This window comes from Polaribacter vadi (genome assembly GCF_018861005.1).
GTDB classification, from domain to species: Bacteria; Bacteroidota; Bacteroidia; order Flavobacteriales; family Flavobacteriaceae; genus Polaribacter; species Polaribacter vadi_A.
The window spans coordinates 156,564-173,887 of record NZ_JAHKQL010000022.1; the positions used below are offsets into that span (position 1 = coordinate 156,564).

At 28.2% G+C, this 17,324-nt stretch carries 17 protein-coding genes; 14 read left to right on the forward strand and 3 right to left on the reverse strand.

The window, feature by feature from the left end:
- Positions 1 to 26: 26 nt before the first annotated feature.
- Positions 27 to 1,247, reverse strand: coding sequence for a peroxiredoxin family protein (locus KO506_RS11540; protein ID WP_215995062.1), 1,221 nt, complete (start codon positions 1,245 to 1,247; stop codon positions 27 to 29).
- Between the two features lie 135 nt (positions 1,248 to 1,382).
- Here KO506_RS11540 and pheT point away from each other — a divergent pair, with 135 nt between their 5' ends.
- The 14 genes from pheT to hisIE all read left to right on the forward strand — a co-directional run bounded on the left by pheT (position 1,383) and on the right by hisIE (position 15,183).
- Positions 1,383 to 3,809 carry a phenylalanine--tRNA ligase subunit beta gene (gene pheT / locus KO506_RS11545; RefSeq protein ID WP_215995063.1) on the forward strand — a complete coding sequence of 809 codons (2,427 nt, stop codon included), beginning with the start codon at positions 1,383 to 1,385 and terminating at the stop codon, positions 3,807 to 3,809.
- A gap of 43 nt (positions 3,810 to 3,852) precedes the next feature.
- Positions 3,853 to 4,884 carry a quinone-dependent dihydroorotate dehydrogenase gene (locus KO506_RS11550; protein ID WP_215995064.1) on the forward strand — a complete coding sequence of 344 codons (1,032 nt, stop codon included), beginning with the start codon at positions 3,853 to 3,855 and terminating at the stop codon, positions 4,882 to 4,884.
- 124 nt (positions 4,885 to 5,008) lie between these two features.
- Positions 5,009 to 5,881 carry a glycosyltransferase family 10 domain-containing protein gene (locus KO506_RS11555; protein ID WP_215995065.1) on the forward strand — a complete coding sequence of 291 codons (873 nt, stop codon included), beginning with the start codon at positions 5,009 to 5,011 and terminating at the stop codon, positions 5,879 to 5,881.
- 20 nt (positions 5,882 to 5,901) lie between these two features.
- Entirely contained in the window at positions 5,902 to 6,516 is a 615-nt protein-coding gene (locus KO506_RS11560; RefSeq protein ID WP_215995066.1) for a LysE family translocator, read from the forward strand.
- A 323-nt stretch (positions 6,517 to 6,839) separates the two neighbouring features.
- Positions 6,840 to 7,697: an ATP phosphoribosyltransferase gene (gene hisG / locus KO506_RS11565; RefSeq protein ID WP_215995067.1), complete on the forward strand. Its 858-nt coding sequence runs from the start codon at positions 6,840 to 6,842 to the stop codon at positions 7,695 to 7,697.
- 111 nt (positions 7,698 to 7,808) lie between these two features.
- On the forward strand, positions 7,809 to 9,095 hold the full coding sequence (gene hisD, locus KO506_RS11570; RefSeq protein ID WP_215995068.1) for a histidinol dehydrogenase: 1,287 nt from the start codon (positions 7,809 to 7,811) through the stop codon (positions 9,093 to 9,095).
- Positions 9,096 to 9,132: 37 nt separating this feature from the next.
- A complete protein-coding gene (gene hisC / locus KO506_RS11575; protein WP_215995069.1) occupies positions 9,133 to 10,185 on the forward strand; it encodes a histidinol-phosphate transaminase in 1,053 nt (350 codons plus the stop codon).
- A 2-nt stretch (positions 10,186 to 10,187) separates the two neighbouring features.
- Positions 10,188 to 11,324, forward strand: a complete 1,137-nt coding sequence (gene hisB / locus KO506_RS11580; RefSeq protein WP_215995070.1) for a bifunctional histidinol-phosphatase/imidazoleglycerol-phosphate dehydratase HisB — start codon at positions 10,188 to 10,190, stop codon at positions 11,322 to 11,324.
- A gap of 54 nt (positions 11,325 to 11,378) precedes the next feature.
- Positions 11,379 to 12,020 (forward strand): imidazole glycerol phosphate synthase subunit HisH, encoded by a 642-nt coding sequence (hisH, locus tag KO506_RS11585; RefSeq protein ID WP_215995071.1) that lies wholly within the window; start codon positions 11,379 to 11,381, stop codon positions 12,018 to 12,020.
- Between the two features lie 12 nt (positions 12,021 to 12,032).
- Complete coding sequence (locus KO506_RS11590; RefSeq protein ID WP_215995072.1) at positions 12,033 to 12,548, forward strand: TlpA family protein disulfide reductase; 516 nt, start codon at positions 12,033 to 12,035, stop codon at positions 12,546 to 12,548.
- Positions 12,549 to 12,559: 11 nt separating this feature from the next.
- Positions 12,560 to 13,297 carry a 1-(5-phosphoribosyl)-5-[(5-phosphoribosylamino)methylideneamino]imidazole-4-carboxamide isomerase gene (hisA, locus tag KO506_RS11595; protein WP_215995073.1) on the forward strand — a complete coding sequence of 246 codons (738 nt, stop codon included), beginning with the start codon at positions 12,560 to 12,562 and terminating at the stop codon, positions 13,295 to 13,297.
- A 64-nt stretch (positions 13,298 to 13,361) separates the two neighbouring features.
- Entirely contained in the window at positions 13,362 to 14,117 is a 756-nt protein-coding gene (gene hisF, locus KO506_RS11600; RefSeq protein WP_215995074.1) for an imidazole glycerol phosphate synthase subunit HisF, read from the forward strand.
- Between the two features lie 5 nt (positions 14,118 to 14,122).
- Positions 14,123 to 14,584: a GNAT family N-acetyltransferase gene (locus KO506_RS11605; RefSeq protein ID WP_215995075.1), complete on the forward strand. Its 462-nt coding sequence runs from the start codon at positions 14,123 to 14,125 to the stop codon at positions 14,582 to 14,584.
- Entirely contained in the window at positions 14,584 to 15,183 is a 600-nt protein-coding gene (gene hisIE / locus KO506_RS11610) for a bifunctional phosphoribosyl-AMP cyclohydrolase/phosphoribosyl-ATP diphosphatase HisIE (RefSeq protein ID WP_215995076.1), read from the forward strand. Before KO506_RS11605 ends, hisIE begins: the two co-directional genes overlap by 1 nt.
- Here the strand turns inward: hisIE and KO506_RS11615 are convergent, their stop codons facing one another.
- Positions 15,184 to 15,675 carry a hypothetical protein gene (locus KO506_RS11615; protein ID WP_215995077.1) on the reverse strand — a complete coding sequence of 164 codons (492 nt, stop codon included), beginning with the start codon at positions 15,673 to 15,675 and terminating at the stop codon, positions 15,184 to 15,186. It lies immediately after the preceding gene.
- 65 nt (positions 15,676 to 15,740) lie between these two features.
- Positions 15,741 to 17,240 (reverse strand): hypothetical protein, encoded by a 1,500-nt coding sequence (locus tag KO506_RS11620; RefSeq protein WP_215995078.1) that lies wholly within the window; start codon positions 17,238 to 17,240, stop codon positions 15,741 to 15,743.
- Between the last annotated feature and the right edge of the window lie 84 nt (positions 17,241 to 17,324).

The following is a 17,324-nucleotide window of genomic DNA, read 5'->3' on the forward strand; positions in this document are numbered from 1 at the left end:
TTTTTTGTAAAGTTTTTAAATCTATTTTATATATTGTGTTCTTCTAAAAGTTCTTGAACAAATTCTTCAAATTCTTTTTTAAACTCTTCATACTTTTTACCAGTTGCAGGTCCATTAAAACCAGTGTGAATTTTTTTAACTTTTCTGTTTTTATCCATAAAAATAGTGGTAGGATAAGAGATAATATGGTTTAACATTGGTAATTTTTTTTGCGCCAAAGTTTTATCAGCAACTTTACCATATTGTGCTAATAAAACAGGGTATTCTACACCAACTCTTTCTTTAAAACGCTTAATTCTTTGGTAAGCAATTTCTCTGGTTTTTGCCACTTCAAAAGCTAATGCAATTACTTGTAAATTTTCATTCGGATTTTCCTGTAAATAGTTTACCAAATACTTACTTTCATCCAAACAATTTGGGCACCAAGTTCCCATAATTTGAATGATGATAGTTTTGTCTTTAAATTCAGGATCACTTAAAGCAACAATTCTACCTCTTGTATCAGGAAAAGAAAAATCGAAATATTCGTACCCCTCTTTAATGTAGGTTAAATCTTCTTCTTTTGGCAACTCATAAGCATTGTTTAGTTTTGCTCTAAAAGGTTCTTTCCAATGATTTCCAGAATAGAAAAAACCATTCATTATAGAATCTGTAACCTTTGCTTTAAATAAAAATGCATGAGCACCATCAAAAGTAGAAAGCTTTAAAGAATCACCATCAATAATACCTTCTAAGTATCTATAATCTCCAGTAGTTGTTCTAAAAGTACCAGTTACTTTATTTTTAGTTTGATTAAAAATTCCTTTGGCAATGTATCTTTCATCAGGATTATTATCACTAAAAACAGTTTGCCAATTACCAGAAATATTAACTGATTCTTTTTTTGTTGATGAAAATCGGACACTATCTTTTTTTGCTTCAAAAAGTACAACTCTGTCTAAACTAGGTTTAATAAAACTACCTTTTAATCTGTTATTTGCAATTTTAGCAATAATATAACCTTCAAAAACAGGTGTTTGTATCGTAATTGAATCATTGCTGTAAGTAATTTCGTCAACAATAATTTTTTCATCAGCATTAATAATAGTGATTAAAGAATCGTTTTCAACTTTAAAAATAAATGGTAATTCTTGGTTGTCTTGCACCTTTAAAATAGCTCTGTAAGTACCTTTATCTAATTTTATTTCTGTTTTTTTATCACAAGAAATAAATATTAAAATACTGATTATCAATAAAAAAAATCTCATTACTAACTCTTTTTTAGAAAAATTGAAATTACAATAATTTGCGAACATTATTAAGGGCAAAATTATAATGAATATGTTTAATATAACCTTAAAATTGGTTAAATTCGCAGATTAAATATCATCATAAAAAAATAAATGAAAATATCGTATAATTGGTTACAGCAATTTTTAAAAGTTGATTGGGAAGCTGAAAAAACTGGTAAACTTTTAACGGATTTAGGTTTAGAAGTTGAAGGAATTGAAAAGATAGAATCTATTAAAGGTAGTTTAAAAGGAGTGGTTGTTGGTGAGGTTTTAACTTGTATTCAACACCCAAATGCAGATAGATTAAAAGTAACTACTGTTAATTTAGGCGATGAAAATCATGTGCAAATTGTTTGTGGAGCACCAAATGTTGCTGCTGGTCAAAAAGTACCTGTAGCCACAATTGGTACTATTTTATATGATGAAAAAGGCGAAGGATTTAAAATTAAAAAAGGTAAAATTAGAGGAGAAGAAAGCCATGGAATGATTTGCGCTGAAGACGAATTAGGTCTTGGTAAAGGACATGATGGAATTCTAGTTTTAGAAGCTGATTTAAAACCAGGTACACCTGCTGCAGAAGTTTTTGATATTGAAACTGATTATGTTTTCGAAATTGGTTTAACACCAAATAGATCTGATGCTATGAGTCATTTTGGGGTAGCAAGAGATTTACGTGCTGGCTTATTACAAAATGATTTAAATTTAGAATTAATATCGCCATCTGTAAGTGATTTTCATGTAGATGAAAGAACATTACGTTATGATGTTGAAGTAGAAAATAAAGAATTAGTACCTCGTTATTGTGGTATTACTATTACTGATGTAGAGGTTAAAGACTCACCAGATTGGATTAAAAATAGATTAAAAGCAATTGGTATTACACCTAAAAATAATATAGTTGATATTACCAACTATGTTTTGCATGAATTAGGTCAGCCTTTACATGCTTTTGATGCCCAGAAAATTAAAGGTAATAAGATTATTGTTAAAACTTTAGAAGAGGGTACAAAATTTACAACACTAGATGAAGTAGAAAGAGAGCTTTCTGCAGATGATATTATGATTTGTGATACTGATGGAAATCCACTTTGTATTGGTGGTGTTTTTGGAGGTTTAAAATCTGGAGTTACAGAACATACAAATTCAATATTTTTAGAAAGTGCATATTTTAATCCTGTTTCTGTAAGAAAAACAGCAAAAAGACATGCTTTAAACACAGATGCATCTTTTCGTTTTGAAAGAGGAATTGATATCAATATGACAGAGTATGCTTTAAAAAGAGCAGCTTTATTAATTGAAAAATATGCTAGTGGTAAATTGGCATCAGATATTTCTGATTTCTATCCTATTAAAATGGAAGATTTTCAAGTATTTCTTTCCTACGATAATGCTTATAGGTTAATTGGTCAAGAAATTCCGAAAGAAAAAATCAAGAACATTTTAGCTTCATTAGAAATTAAAATTAATAGTGAAACTGCAGGTGGTTTAGGACTAACAATACCATCTTATAGAACAGATGTTCAAAGAGAGGCAGATATTATAGAAGAGATTTTAAGAGTATATGGTTACAATAATATTGAGTTTTCATATAAATTAAATACTTCTATTTCTTTTGATTCTAATAATGATACAAAAGTAGAAAACATAGTTGCAAACCAGTTAAGTGCTTTAGGTTTTAACGAAACTATGGCTAATTCATTAACAAAACCTGAGTACAATTCTCTATCAGAAAGTATAAGTGAAGATGCTAAAGTGATGATGTTAAATCCGTTAAGTAACGATTTAGCTGTAATGCGTCAATCAATGTTATTTAGTGGTTTAGAATCTGTTTCTTACAACTTAAATAGAAAAAATACGGCTTTAAAGTTTTATGAATTTGGTAAAACTTACCATAAATATGGTGATAAATATCAAGAAGATAAGCATTTAACGCTTTTTGTTACAGGTAATAGAACAAAAGATTCTTGGCAATCAAACAATAATCCTTCAGATTTCTTTTATGTAAAAGGAGTAATAACTTCAGTTTTAGAAAGATTAGGGATTCAGAAATTAAAAGCTACTCCTGTTAAAAACGATGTTTTCTCAGAAGGTTTAGTTTTTAGTTTAGGTAAAATTAAAATTGCAGAATTTGGAGTTGTAAAAAGAAATGTTTTAAAAGAATTTGGTATAAAACAAGAAGTTTTATTTGCTGATTTTAATTGGGATAATGTTTTAAAATTCTCTGGTAATAAAAATGTTAAAGTAGCTAGTTTAACAAAGTTTCCTGCAGTAAAAAGAGATTTAGCATTATTGTTAAATTCTAAAACCGAATTTAAAGAGGTGTATAATTTAGCATTTCAATCAGAAAGAAAACTCTTAAAAGAAGTAGATTTGTTTGATGTTTATGAAGGTGATAATTTACCAGAAGGTAAAAAATCTTATGCTGTTAGTTTTGTTTTACAAGACGAAACAAAAACTTTAGAAGACAAGCAGATTGATAAAATAATGCAAAAATTACAACAAAGTTTCGAGAAAAATTTAGAAGCTGTTTTAAGATAATTACAAAGCTCCTTTTTAGGAGCTTTTTTTATAAAAGTAAATTATGTACAAATTAATAATAAGACCATTTTTCTTCCTTTTTGACCCTGAAAAAATACATTATTTTACATTTTCTTTGGTTAAATTTTTATCTAAAATACCTTTAGTACCAAATCTTTTTAGAAGCCTTTATCAAGTAAATGATAAAAAACTAGAACGTAATTTATTCGGATTAACATTTAAAAACCCAGTTGGTTTAGCAGCAGGTTTCGATAAAAATGCAGTTTTATATAATGAATTGGCAAATTTCGGATTTGGTTTTATAGAAATAGGTACTGTAACACCTAAAGGCCAAGTTGGTAATCCTAAAAAAAGATTATTTCGTTTAAAAGACGATCAAGGGATTGTCAATAGAATGGGGTTTAATAACGAAGGTTTAGCCATTGCAATTAAACAGTTAAAAAAGAATAAAGGCAAAGTAATTATTGGTGGTAATATTGGTAAAAACACTCAAACTTTACCAGAAAATTACACAGCAGACTATAAAGAATGTTTTAAAGGTTTACATCCTTATGTAGATTATTTTGTGTTGAATGTAAGTTGCCCAAATGTTGGTAGTCATGCAAAATTAAATGATAAAGATTATTTGGTTGAGTTAATTACAGAATGCCAGAAACTAAATAATTTAGAAGAAAAACAAAAGCCAATTTTATTAAAAATTGCACCAGATTTAAATGATGTTCAGCTTGATGAGATTATAGAACTAGTTGCAGAGACAAAGATTGATGGTGTAATTGCTTCAAATACATCAACCAATAGAAGTAATTTAAAAGCTTCAGAAGCACGTTTAAAAGAGATTGGTAATGGTGGTGTAAGTGGCCAGCCAATAAAAAATCAAAGTACAAAAGTGATTAAATATTTGGCAGATAATTCTAATAAATCTTTTCCAATTATTGGAGTAGGAGGTATCCATTCAGAACAAGATGCTTTAGATAAATTAAATGCAGGTGCAGATTTGGTTCAGATTTATACAGGTTTTATTTACGAAGGTCCAAGTTTGGTAAAAAGAATTAATAAAGCAATTTTAAAAAAGTAGTTTTATAAAGATGATGTTATATTATTCAGTTTAATCTCTAAGAAATTGAATATTTATTTTTCCTTTGAACTTTAAAAAAAATGAAAAAGAATTAAATTATTTTTTTTACTAAATTTATACTAAGATGAACTCTAAACCAGCAATAGGTCTTATTCCTTATGGAAAATTCCCAAACTTTGGACTTCGTAATATGTCTTTAGATGATTTACATTGGCCACTTGGTAGACCACAAAGATTAAAGAATGGTGTTGTTGCAGATTTGGAAAAAACAGACCATATTATAACAAACCCAAGAAAATCAGTTTTTTTATTCCCACGTTTTGGAGTTAAAGCGAAACTATCAGTAATAATTTGTGAGCCAGATATTATACATCAAAAATATATTAATCTATCTCATTATCTCAATTGGAGGTTTTATAAGATTTTAACAAAATCAGAAAAATTACTAGAAAGTATAAATAATGGAATTTTCTATATTTATGGAAGTACTTTTTTAAAGGATATTGATACAGTTAACACAAATAAAAAACACCTTATTTCACTTATTGCGTCAAATAAAAAGAATTTAATTGGTCATAAATTAAGACACGAAATTGTAGATTATTTACGAAATAATAATTCAGAAGCGCATATTATGGGGCGTGGTTATAAACCTTTTGATAACAAAGAAGATGGTTTAGCACCTTATAAATATTCTGTTGTTATAGAAAATAACCAAGAATCAAATTATTTTACAGAAAAATTGATAGACTGTTTTCTGTGTGAAACAGTTCCTATTTATTGGGGAGCTCCTAATATTGAAAAATATTTTGATCCTAAAGGTATGATTATTTGTAATTCATCAGAAGATATTAAGAATGCTATAAAAAGTATTAGTAATGATGATTATGAGTTAAGATTAGAAGCCCTTAAAGCAAATAAAGAAGAAGCTTACAATTACAACGATTTTGAAAAGAAAGCAGCTACATTGATTAATAATAGCTTGATAGAAAATTAAATATTAACCAATATTAAATAGTGTTAGAAACTCTTTTTTCTTTTGCTTTAGCAACATCTATACTAGCACTTTCTCCAGGTCCAGATAATATTTTTGTATTAACACAAAGTATTGTAAATGGCAGAAAATTTGGTTTAGCTACAGTTTTTGGTTTAATTTCTGGTTGTTTAGTACATACTTCTTTGTTGGCATTTGGAGTCTCTGCAATTATAAAAAACTCAGAAAATATATTTTTTGCAATTAAATTATTTGGTGCTATTTATTTACTTTATTTAGCTTACAAAGTATATAATTCTGATGCTAATATTATTCTTTCTAAAGATAATGTAGAACAAAAAACTACCACACAATTATTTAAACAAGGGTTTATTATGAATGTATTAAATCCGAAAGTATCTATTTTCTTTTTAGCATTTTTTCCAGGATTTTTATTTTCAGAAAGTATTTCTACTGTAATTCAATTCTATGTTTTAGGTTTTGTATTTATGTTAGTTTCACTTGTAATTTTTTCTACAATTGCAATTTTAGCAGGTACAATTTCAGAAAAAATCAAAGAAAATCAAAAAATTGGTTTGTATTTAAAATGGATGCAAATTGTAGTTTTTGTATTAATTGCTGTTTTTATATTTATTTAGGCTGATGTGATAAAGGAATTGTATTATCATTTTCGCTACTTTTTATTAAAAATCAAACAAAAAATCAAATCTTGATAAATATTATATTTAACTAAATTTTATAGTCACTTCATTTGGTTTTATCAAAATAAAATTTGAATATTTGTATAATTAATAAAGTAAATGAAATTTATTCAAAATCATCATCATCATTTTTACAATTGCTCTCAAGCGATTTAAAAATGTATTGAATAAAGTCAAGATATTTATAAACCTGTTTGAGCAAATCAAACAGGTTTTTTAATTTTAAAACCAAATTTGCTCAAACCAAACTAAAAACAAAAATGAGTAACTTAAGAATTGCAGTACAAAAATCAGGTAGATTAAATGAAGATTCAATGAGAATCTTAAAAGACATTGGTATTTCTATCGACAATGGTAAAGACCAATTAAAAGCAGCTGCTAGAGATTTTCCTGTAGAGGTTTTTTATCTTAGAAATGGCGATATTCCTCAGTATTTAAAAGACGGAGTAGTAGATGCAGCCATAATTGGGGAGAATGTTTTAATCGAAAAAGGAAACGATATTCAGTTTGTAGAACGTTTAGGTTTTTCTAAATGTAAAGTTTCTATTGCAGTGCCAAAAGAATCAAATGCTAGTTCATTAAAAGATTTGGCAGGCAAACGAATTGCAACTTCATACCCAGAAACTGTAAAAAAGTTTTTAAAAGAACAAAACATTGATGCTCAATTGCATAAAATTAACGGTTCAGTAGAAATTGCACCCAATATTGGTTTAGCAGATGGTATTTGCGATATCGTTTCTAGTGGAAGTACACTATTTAAAAACGGTTTAAAAGAGATTGAAGTTTTGTTAAAATCGGAAGCAGTTTTAGCAGTTTCACCTCAAATTAATGCTGAAAGAAAAGCAATTTTAGAGAAAATTCAATTTAGAATTCAATCTGTTTTAAAAGGTAGAAATTCAAAATATATCCTATTAAATGCACCAAATGATAACTTAGAAAGCATTCTAAAATTATTGCCAGGTATGAGAAGTCCAACTGTTTTGCCATTAGCAGAAAAAGGTTGGAGCTCAGTACACACTGTAATATCTAAAAATGAGTTTTGGGAAATTATAGACGAATTAAAAGCCAATGGAGCAGAAGGTATTTTAGTTTGTCCAATCGAAAAAATGGTGCTTTAATTTTTTTATTAGGGCGTTTTAACGGGCTTTACACTATATCTTTTTGTGAAAAACAAAAAGGATGTCGTTTCAATCCCTAACGCTTACGCAAGTTTATAAAGAGTAATTATTATGAAAATTATTAATAACCCATCAAAAGAAACTTGGTCTAAAATTTTAGAAAGACCAACAAAAACAGTTGATGATATAGAAGGTGTAGTAAATGAAGTCTTTGCTGATATTCAGAAAAATGGAGATAAAGCTGTACAGAAATATACAGCCAAATTCGATGGTATTTCTTTAGAAAACAATATTGTTACAGAAGCAGAAATTACAGAAGCTATAAATTTAGTTTCAGAAGATTTAAAAGCAGCTATTCAATTAGCCAAAGTAAATATTACTAATTTTCATAAAGCTCAAAAAACAGAAAAAGTTTTTGTAGAAACTGCAAACGGAGTAGAATGTTGGCAAGAAAAAAGACCAATTCAAAAAGTTGGTTTATATATTCCTGGAGGCACAGCACCTTTGTTTTCAACAGTATTAATGTTGACAGTTCCTGCTCAAATTGCAGGTTGTAAAGAAATTGTATTGTGCTCTCCACCAAATGCAGCAGGTAAAATAAATCCGGCAATTTTATACACAGCTAATTTATGTGGCGTTACTAAAATTATAAAAGTTGGCGGAATTCAAGCCATTGCAGGTTTTACTTTTGGTACAGAAACTATACCACAAGTTTATAAAATTTTCGGACCTGGAAATCAGTTTGTAACAGTAGCAAAACAGCTATCAACTAAATTTGGTGTGGCAATAGATATGCCTGCAGGACCAAGTGAGTTATTAGTAGCTGCAGACGATTTTGCAAATGCAAGTTTTGTTGCTTCAGATTTATTAAGTCAGGCAGAACATGGAGTAGATAGTCAAGTTATTTTAGTTTCAACATCAAAAGAATTAATTAATGAAGTTGAAATAGAAATTGAAAAACAATTAGCAGTATTACCAAGAGTAGAAATTGCTGAAAAAGCAATTGCCAATTCTAAATCTATTTTTGTTGAAAATGATGAAATAGCTTTAGAATTAATTAATGAATATGGCCCAGAACATTTTATTGTTTGTACAAATAATAATGATTATTATATAGATAATATTGCAAATGCAGGCTCTGTTTTTATAGGTAATTACACTCCAGAAAGTGCAGGAGATTATGCTTCTGGTACAAACCATACATTACCAACAAATGGGTTTTCTAAAGCCTATTCAGGTGTAAATTTAGATAGTTTTACAAAAAGTATTACTTTTCAAAAAATATCTAAAACAGGAATTCAAAACATTGGGAATGCCATAGAATTAATGGCAGATGCAGAAGGCTTACAAGCACATAAAAATGCAGTTTCTATTCGATTAAAAAATTTGCAAAAATAATTTGTAACTAAAACTCCTTTTTCGGAGTCTTTAAAGTATGAAAACAGACTTTAACATCAACAACCTAGTAAGAGAAAATATTAAATCTTTAAAACCATATTCATCTGCAAGAGACGAATATAAAGATATAACCTATAATGATATGATTTTCTTGGATGCCAATGAAAATCCTTTTGAAAATGGTGTAAATCGATATCCAGATCCACAACAACTTGGTGTAAAAGATATTTTATCTGAAATTAAAGGAGTTGATGTAGAAAATATACTTTTAGGAAATGGTAGTGACGAAGTTTTAGATTTAATTTACAGAGCTTTTTGTGAACCAAAAGTAGATAATGTTATTACTTTACCACCAACTTATGGTATGTATTCTGTTTTAGCAGATTTAAACAACATTGAAAATAAAAAGGTTTTATTGAGTACTGAATTTCAGCCAAATATTAAAGAAATTTTAAGTACTGTAAATAAAAATACTAAAATTCTATTTTTATGTTCACCCAATAACCCAACAGGCAATAGTTTTACAGAAAAATCAATACACGAATTACTAATAAAATTTAAAGGTTTAGTAGTTATTGATGAGGCTTATATCGATTTTTCTACTCAAAAAAGTTGGTTGAAAAAAATAGAGAAATTTCCTAACTTAATAATTACACAGACTTTGTCTAAAGCCTATGGTTTAGCAGGTATTCGTTTGGGCGTTTGTTATGCATCTAAAGCAATTATTAAAATTTTAAACAATATAAAACCACCCTATAATGTAAATGAATTAACACAACAAAGAGCAGTTAATCGTTTGCAAAAAATAGATGAAATTAATAACGAAGTTGCACAGCTAATTAGCGAAAGAAAACGTTTAAAACAAGAGTTAGAAAGTAGTATAAATTTTATAGAAAAAGTATACCCTTCAGATGGTAATTTTTTACTCTTAAAAGTAGATGATGCTAATAAGCGTTATAGACAATTAATAGAATATGGTGTAGTAATTAGAAATAGAACTACACAACCTTTATGCGAAAATTGCTTGCGAATTAGTGTTGGTATTTGCGAAGAAAATCAAAGATTAATCAGAGCTTTAAAATCATTATAATAATGAAAAAAGTATTATTTATAGATAGAGATGGAACTTTAGTTTTAGAACCACCTGTAGATTATCAATTAGATAGTTTAGAAAAATTAGAATATTACCCAAAAGTATTTCAATACATGGCAAAAATTGCCTCAGAATTAGATTATGAACTGGTAATGGTTACCAACCAAGATGGTTTAGGTACAGATTCTTTTCCAGAAGATACATTTTGGCCTGCACAGAATAAAGTAATTTCTGCATTCGAAAAAGAAGGTGTTATTTTTTCTGAAATATGTATTGATAAAACTTTTCCGCATGAAAACGCAGAAACTCGTAAACCAAGAACAGGTTTATTAACTAAATATTTTTCTAACGATTATGATTTAGAAAATTCTTTTGTTTTGGGTGATAGAATTACAGACATGGAACTGGCTAAAAATTTGGGCGCAAAAGGTATTTATTTATCAGAAAACCCAGAATTAGGAGCAGATGAAATAGAAACTTCTAAACAAGAAATTTTAGATTGTATTGCTTTAAAGTCTACAGATTGGGCAGCAATTTACGAGTTTTTAAAGCTAGAAGATAGAGTTTCTGAAATTACCAGAAATACCAACGAAACTAAAATTTACATTAAACTAAATTTAGATGGTTCTGGTAAAAATGATATTGATACTGGAGTTAAATTTTTCGATCACATGTTAGATCAAATTGGTAGACATGGAGCTATGGATTTAACTGTAAAAGTTGATGGTGATTTAGAGGTTGATGAGCATCATACAATAGAAGATACTATGATTGCTTTAGGTGAATTATTTCACAAAGCATTAGGTAATAAATTAGGTATAGAACGTTATGGTTTTTGTTTGCCAATGGATGATTGTTTAGCGCAAGCAGCAGTTGATTTTGGTGGTAGACCTTGGCTAGTTTGGGATGCAGATTTTAAACGAGAAATGATTGGAGATATGCCAACAGAAATGTTTTTACATTTGTTTAAATCGTTTACAGATGGTGCAAAATGTAATTTAAACATTAAAGCAGAAGGTGATAATGAGCATCATAAAATAGAAGGAATTTTTAAAGCCTTTGCAAAAGCAATGAAAATGGCCGTAAAAAGAGATGCTAACAAAATGTTTTTACCATCAACAAAAGGAGTGTTGTAAAAAGCCCATCCCAACCTTCCCTAAGGGAAGGAGTACCAATATTGAAAACAAAAAATGATTCATAAAAATAAAATCCACAACAGTGAGCAACCCTCCTCCTTTGGAGGAGTTGGAGGAGGCCTCGTAATAATTGATTACGGAGCAGGAAACATAAAAAGCATTCAATTTGCTTTTAAACGTTTGGGGGTAGATGCTGTTTTATCGAATAATATTGATGAAATAAAAGCTGCAGATAAAGTAATTTTTCCAGGAGTAGGAGAAGCAAGTTCTGCTATGAAAATGTTGCAAGAAAGTGGTTTAGATAAAGTGATTCCTACATTAGCACAACCGGTTTTAGGTATTTGTTTAGGTATGCAGTTAATGTGTAACTCATCAGAAGAAGGAAATACAAAGGGTTTAGGAATTTTTGATGTTGATGTTAAAAAGTTTTCGAATGCTGTTAAGGTTCCTCAAATGGGATGGAATGTAATTTACAACTTAGAGTCTGAATTGTTTGCTGGTATTAAAGAAAAAGAATTTATGTATTTAGTGCATAGTTTTTACGCAGAAGAATGCGCAGAATCAATTGCAACTACAGATTATGAAATCGAATATGCATCAGCATTAAAAAAGGGTAATTTTTATGGAGTTCAATTTCATCCAGAGAAATCATCAAAATCAGGTGAACAAATTTTGAAAAACTTCTTGAACATTTAAAATACTATAGCTATGAAAAAACAAATTTTAATGTTTGTAATTGTATTTGGTTTTTTAATTACAGGTTATGCTCAAAATAATCCAGTTCCTGTACATTTAGAGAACAAGCCTTTTTCTAAGGAACTCTTAAGTTTTAAAGTAACTAGTTTAGAAGGTAAAGTAGTTTCTTTAGGTGAAATTTTGGAGTTACATAAAGGAAAAAAAATAGTGATTGATTTTTGGGCTTCTTGGTGTAGAGATTGTATTATTGATGTGCCTGCTGCTAAGAAATTAAAGCGAAAAACAAAAAATACAGACTTTGTTTATATTTCTTTGGATAAAGATATAGAACGTTGGAAAAGAGCTATAGCTTATTGGAAAATAAAAGGAGATCATTATTACATAAAAGAGGGATGGGAAAATGAACTATCAAAATATGTAGATTTAGATTGGATACCAAGATATATAGTATTAGATGAAGCTGGAATTATTAAATTACCTAAAGCTTTAAAAATATCAGATAAAGAAATTAAAGAAATCGTAGATTAAAGAAAAATTATATGCGAATTATACCAGCAATAGACATCATAGAAGGAAAATGTGTTCGTTTAACAAAAGGCGATTACAATACCAAGAAAATTTATAACGAAAATCCGTTAGAAGTTGCTGCAGCATTTGAAGCTGCAGGAATCGAATATTTACACGTTGTAGATTTAGATGGTGCAAAAGCAAGCCAGATTATTAATTATAAAGTTTTAGAACAAATTGCCTCTAAAACCAATTTAAAAATTGATTTTGGTGGAGGATTAAAATCTGATAAAGATTTAGAAATTGCCTTTAATTCAGGCGCAAATCAAATTACGGGAGGTAGTATTGCTGTAAAAAATCCACAAATATTCGAAAGTTGGATTGCTAAATATGGTTCAGAGAAAATTATTTTAGGAGCCGATTTTTATCCTGATGCAACAGGAGGGAAAATTGCTACAAATGGATGGCAAGAAGAAAGTTCTTTAGAGTTAATTCCTTTTATTGCAAACTATCAACAAAAAAGAATTCAATATGTAATTTGTACAGATATTTCTAAAGATGGTATGTTACAAGGCCCAAGTTTTGATATTTATAAAGAAATTTTATCAGAAGTAAAACCTTTAAAATTAATTGCTTCTGGAGGGATTTCTACTTTTGATGAAATTCCTAAACTAGCAGAAAATGGCTGTGAAGGAGTAATTATTGGTAAAGCGATTTATGAAAATAAAATCAGTTTAAAACAATTAGAGAATTTTATAATAAAAAAATAGTCATTTGCTTTTAGCAGTTTGCTATTTGCGAACAGCCAAAAGCCTAGAGCCAAAAGCTATAAAAATGTTAACAAAAAGAATAGTGCCTTGTTTAGATATTAAAAACGGAAGAACTGTAAAAGGTGTTAATTTCGTTAATTTAATAGATGCAGGAGATCCTGTGGTTTTAGCAAAACAATATGCAGAATTAGGTGCAGACGAATTGGTGTTTTTAGATATTGCAGCTACTTTAGAAAATAGAGGAACTACTTTAGACATGGTTTTAAAAGTGGCAGAACAAGTAAATATTCCGTTTACAGTTGGTGGAGGAATATCTTCTGTAGAGCATGTAGATGCCTTATTAAAATGCGGTGCAGATAAGGTTTCTATAAATTCATCCGCAGTAAAAAGGCCTGAATTGGTAAGTGAATTGGCAGATAAATTCGGGAGTCAATGTGTGGTTGTTGCTATTGATGCAAAACAGATTGATGGAGAATGGTTTGTGCATTTAGCAGGAGGAACAATACCTACAGATATTAAATTATTTGATTGGGCAAAAGAAGTTGAAGAAAGAGGAGCAGGAGAAATTTTATTTACTTCTATGAATCACGATGGAACAAAAGCAGGTTTTGCAAATGAAGCTTTGGCACATTTATCAGAATTGCTAAACATACCAATTATTGCTTCTGGTGGAGCAGGAACAATTCAGCATTTTGCAGATACTTTTATTGATGGAAAATCTGATGCAGCTTTGGCAGCTAGCGTTTTTCATTTTGGTGAAATTCCGATTTTAGAATTAAAACAAGCATTAAAAGAACAAAATATTCCTGTTCGTTTATAATACAAATGGAGGGTTTAGAAATTATAGAATATAAGAATAAGTATCAAAAAGAATTCAGAGAACTTAATCTACATTGGCTTAAGAAATTTGAACTTTATGAAAAAGCTGATGATTATTTATTAGACAATCCTGAGGAATTTATAAAAAATGGAGCTACTATATTTTTGGCTCATTTAGATAATAATCTTGTTGGTACTATATGTTTAAATCCTTTAAATAACACAACTTATGAAATTTTAAAGTTTGCTGTTAGTGATGGATATAAGCGATTAGGAATAGGGAATAAATTATTGCAAATTGGTATTAATTTGTGCAAACAAAACAAAGCTGAAACAATTTTTTTAGAATCGAGTTCTAAATTACAAAATGCTTTAAAACTTTATGAAAAATATGGTTTTGAGCATGTAGAAGTTAAAGAAACTCATTTTGTTACAGCAGATATAAAAATGGAATTAAAATTAAAATAATGAATATAGATTTTAATAAAAATAACGATGGTTTAGTGCCAGCAATCATACAAGATGCAACAACTAAAAATGTGTTGATGTTGGGTTATATGAATGAAGAAGCTTTTGCAAAAACACAAGAAACTAAATTAGTTACTTTTTTTTCTAGAACTAAAAATAGACTTTGGACCAAAGGTGAAGAAAGTGGCAATGTTTTGAATTTAGTGGATATTAAACTAGATTGTGATAATGATACTTTATTGATTTTTGTAAATCCAAAAGGGCCAACTTGCCATACAGGAACTGACACTTGTTGGAGTGGAGAAAACAACCAAAACTATGGTTTCTTTTCTACTTTAGAAGATGTTATAACAGAAAGAGTTGCAAACAAAGACACTAAAAAATCTTATGTAGCTAGTTTATTTTCTAAAGGGATTAATAAAGTTGCCCAAAAAGTAGGAGAGGAAGCTGTAGAAACAGTAATTGAAGCTATGGATAATAATGATGAGTTATTTTTATACGAATCTGCAGATTTATTATTCCATTACTTAATGTTGTTACAAGCAAAAGGATTTACCTTAAAAGATATTGAAGCAGAGTTAAAAGGCAGACATAAATAATTAGTTTATTGCTGTAAGAATTAAGGTTTGCATATAATTTCCTTTATCACCAGCAGCAAAAAGCATTCTGTTTTCCGTTAATTCTTCCAGTTCTAGGATGGTTAATCTTGATCGAAAATCGTTATTGAAAGATTCGCCTCTACTTACGTTTAAGAAAACGCGCCCATTTAATTCGTTTATAGAATAGGTTAGGGTTGCTGCTTGTTCTGTTGGGTTATCAAAAAAACAGCTAACTGTGCCTAAATTGGCTTCAGCTTCATTCTTGTCTTTGTAAAAAGTAAAAGTATCGTCTGTATAGCAATCATTATATTCGCTTAAAATATTCGAGTTATAGTTGCTATAGAAACTATCTACTTGCCAAGTTTTAGAACTATTACCATCAATTTTTTGTAAATCGATGCTTGTAAATCCAGTCTCAATTTCATCATCTTTACTACAGCTAAACAATAATATTGACAGTATACTTAAAACAAATACTTTATAGGTTTTCATTAGGCGGATTTTAATTTATATTGTTTTATTTAGTCAATTATAGTGCCACTTATAATAGTTGTAATTTATTTTTTATTTATCAATTCTAAGGTAACATCATAAACGTTTTGTTTCGTCATTTTTGCTTTTAACCAAGCAAAGAAGCTCATTATAAAAATATCTTCTTTTTTGTGATCTAACCAAGTAAAAGATTTCTCCACTTTTTGATGGAATTCTTCTGAAGTAACAATTTCTGGATTCTTATAATAAGTTTCTATTAATTTTAAATAATTAATTACTTTTTCTTGATGTATGTTTTTTAAATACTCCTTGTAATTACGTTTAAAACTTAAAATTCTAGAGTCTACAACATCAATATTACCTAAATCTATTTGTAATAAAATTTCGATTAAATTCTTTTTTATTGTCCAGTCAAATCCTGCTTTATCAATATACCATTTGTCTGTGTGATAAAATTTTAAAAATAAACTTTGCGCTTTTTTTATTTCTTTTTTCTGTGCATAAAAAACGATCAATGATAAGTAAATGTCTAGTTGAGAAACAATGTCTAATTTTTTTTGATCTATAAAAGGTGTTAAAAGTTGTATGGCAAAATCTTGATTTCCAGAATAATTGTAATTTAAAGATACAAGTAATTGATGTTTTAGATAAAAGTCTTTATAATGTTTCTTTTTATTTTGATGCATATGTAGGTACATCAATTCTAAATATTCTAGAGATTGTTTAAACTTTTTATTTCTAAATAAAGTATTCGCAATTACATACAACACTTCTATGTGATAAAATAACTGTTTGTCTTTTGCCTTATGATTTCTTAAAGTTTCATAAGTTTCTAATAAAAATGGTTCTATGCTCCAATATTCAAAATTTTGAATAGTAGAAATATTTGTAATTTTTATAATTTGATATAAAGATTTAAATGATAATTCATTAGAAATAGTAATTTCATTTTCTTTAAAAACGGTTTCTATTACAGATTTTAAATCAATAATTTTTTGTTGATGTTCAATTTCATTTAAAGTTTTTGTAATCTTAGCATAAGCAATGTTTAATCTTTCTTCCAACTGATGTTGCTGTTGATTTTCTTTAAATTTTAGAATGATTTCATCAATATCAATAGTTTTTAAATGATTTACATATTCAATTTTAGTGTGATATATTTCATTTAATATCGTATATAATTGATATTCATTAGCTATTAATTCTGCTTTATCTAAAATTTTATAACCTACTTTATATTGCCCTTTTTTTAAAAAAGATCTAGCAGAAATAATGTGTTTTATTAAAGAAATATCAATAGAGTTTTCTTCTTTTAAATTAATATTTGCTGTATAATCGATTAAAGATTTAAATAAACGTTTTCTTAAAGCGTGTAAAGCTACTTTGTTTTCTTTACTATATAATTTTAAACAAATTTCTTTAGAAGAAAAGTTATCATCTATTAAAAACTTAACTAACTGAATGTTTTTAGCATCTTTTCTTTTGTTCTTTTTATCTAGATAATAAATAAAATCTTGTTGTTTTTCTTCGGTAAATGAACTTAGTATTTGTTTTAAATCAATCATTATGTCGTCAGTAATTACTTAACTAAAATACAAAATAATTGATATTTATATTAAAATTTTAAATTTATATCGTCAGTAATTACT

Coding starts and splice junctions, on each gene's coding strand:
- hisB (WP_215995070.1), top strand. CDS start 10,188: ATGAAAAAAGTATTATTTATAGATAGAGATGGAACTTTAGTTTTAGAA.
- KO506_RS11605 (WP_215995075.1), top strand. CDS start 14,123: ATGGAGGGTTTAGAAATTATAGAATATAAGAATAAGTATCAAAAAGAA.
- KO506_RS11540 (WP_215995062.1), bottom strand. CDS start 1,247: ATGAGATTTTTTTTATTGATAATCAGTATTTTAATATTTATTTCTTGT.
- pheT (WP_215995063.1), top strand. CDS start 1,383: ATGAAAATATCGTATAATTGGTTACAGCAATTTTTAAAAGTTGATTGG.
- KO506_RS11555 (WP_215995065.1), top strand. CDS start 5,009: ATGAACTCTAAACCAGCAATAGGTCTTATTCCTTATGGAAAATTCCCA.
- hisA (WP_215995073.1), top strand. CDS start 12,560: ATGCGAATTATACCAGCAATAGACATCATAGAAGGAAAATGTGTTCGT.
- hisIE (WP_215995076.1), top strand. CDS start 14,584: ATGAATATAGATTTTAATAAAAATAACGATGGTTTAGTGCCAGCAATC.
- KO506_RS11550 (WP_215995064.1), top strand. CDS start 3,853: ATGTACAAATTAATAATAAGACCATTTTTCTTCCTTTTTGACCCTGAA.
- KO506_RS11620 (WP_215995078.1), bottom strand. CDS start 17,240: ATGATTGATTTAAAACAAATACTAAGTTCATTTACCGAAGAAAAACAA.
- KO506_RS11615 (WP_215995077.1), bottom strand. CDS start 15,675: ATGAAAACCTATAAAGTATTTGTTTTAAGTATACTGTCAATATTATTG.
- hisG (WP_215995067.1), top strand. CDS start 6,840: ATGAGTAACTTAAGAATTGCAGTACAAAAATCAGGTAGATTAAATGAA.
- hisH (WP_215995071.1), top strand. CDS start 11,379: ATGATTCATAAAAATAAAATCCACAACAGTGAGCAACCCTCCTCCTTT.
- hisD (WP_215995068.1), top strand. CDS start 7,809: ATGAAAATTATTAATAACCCATCAAAAGAAACTTGGTCTAAAATTTTA.
- hisF (WP_215995074.1), top strand. CDS start 13,362: ATGTTAACAAAAAGAATAGTGCCTTGTTTAGATATTAAAAACGGAAGA.
- KO506_RS11590 (WP_215995072.1), top strand. CDS start 12,033: ATGAAAAAACAAATTTTAATGTTTGTAATTGTATTTGGTTTTTTAATT.
- hisC (WP_215995069.1), top strand. CDS start 9,133: ATGAAAACAGACTTTAACATCAACAACCTAGTAAGAGAAAATATTAAA.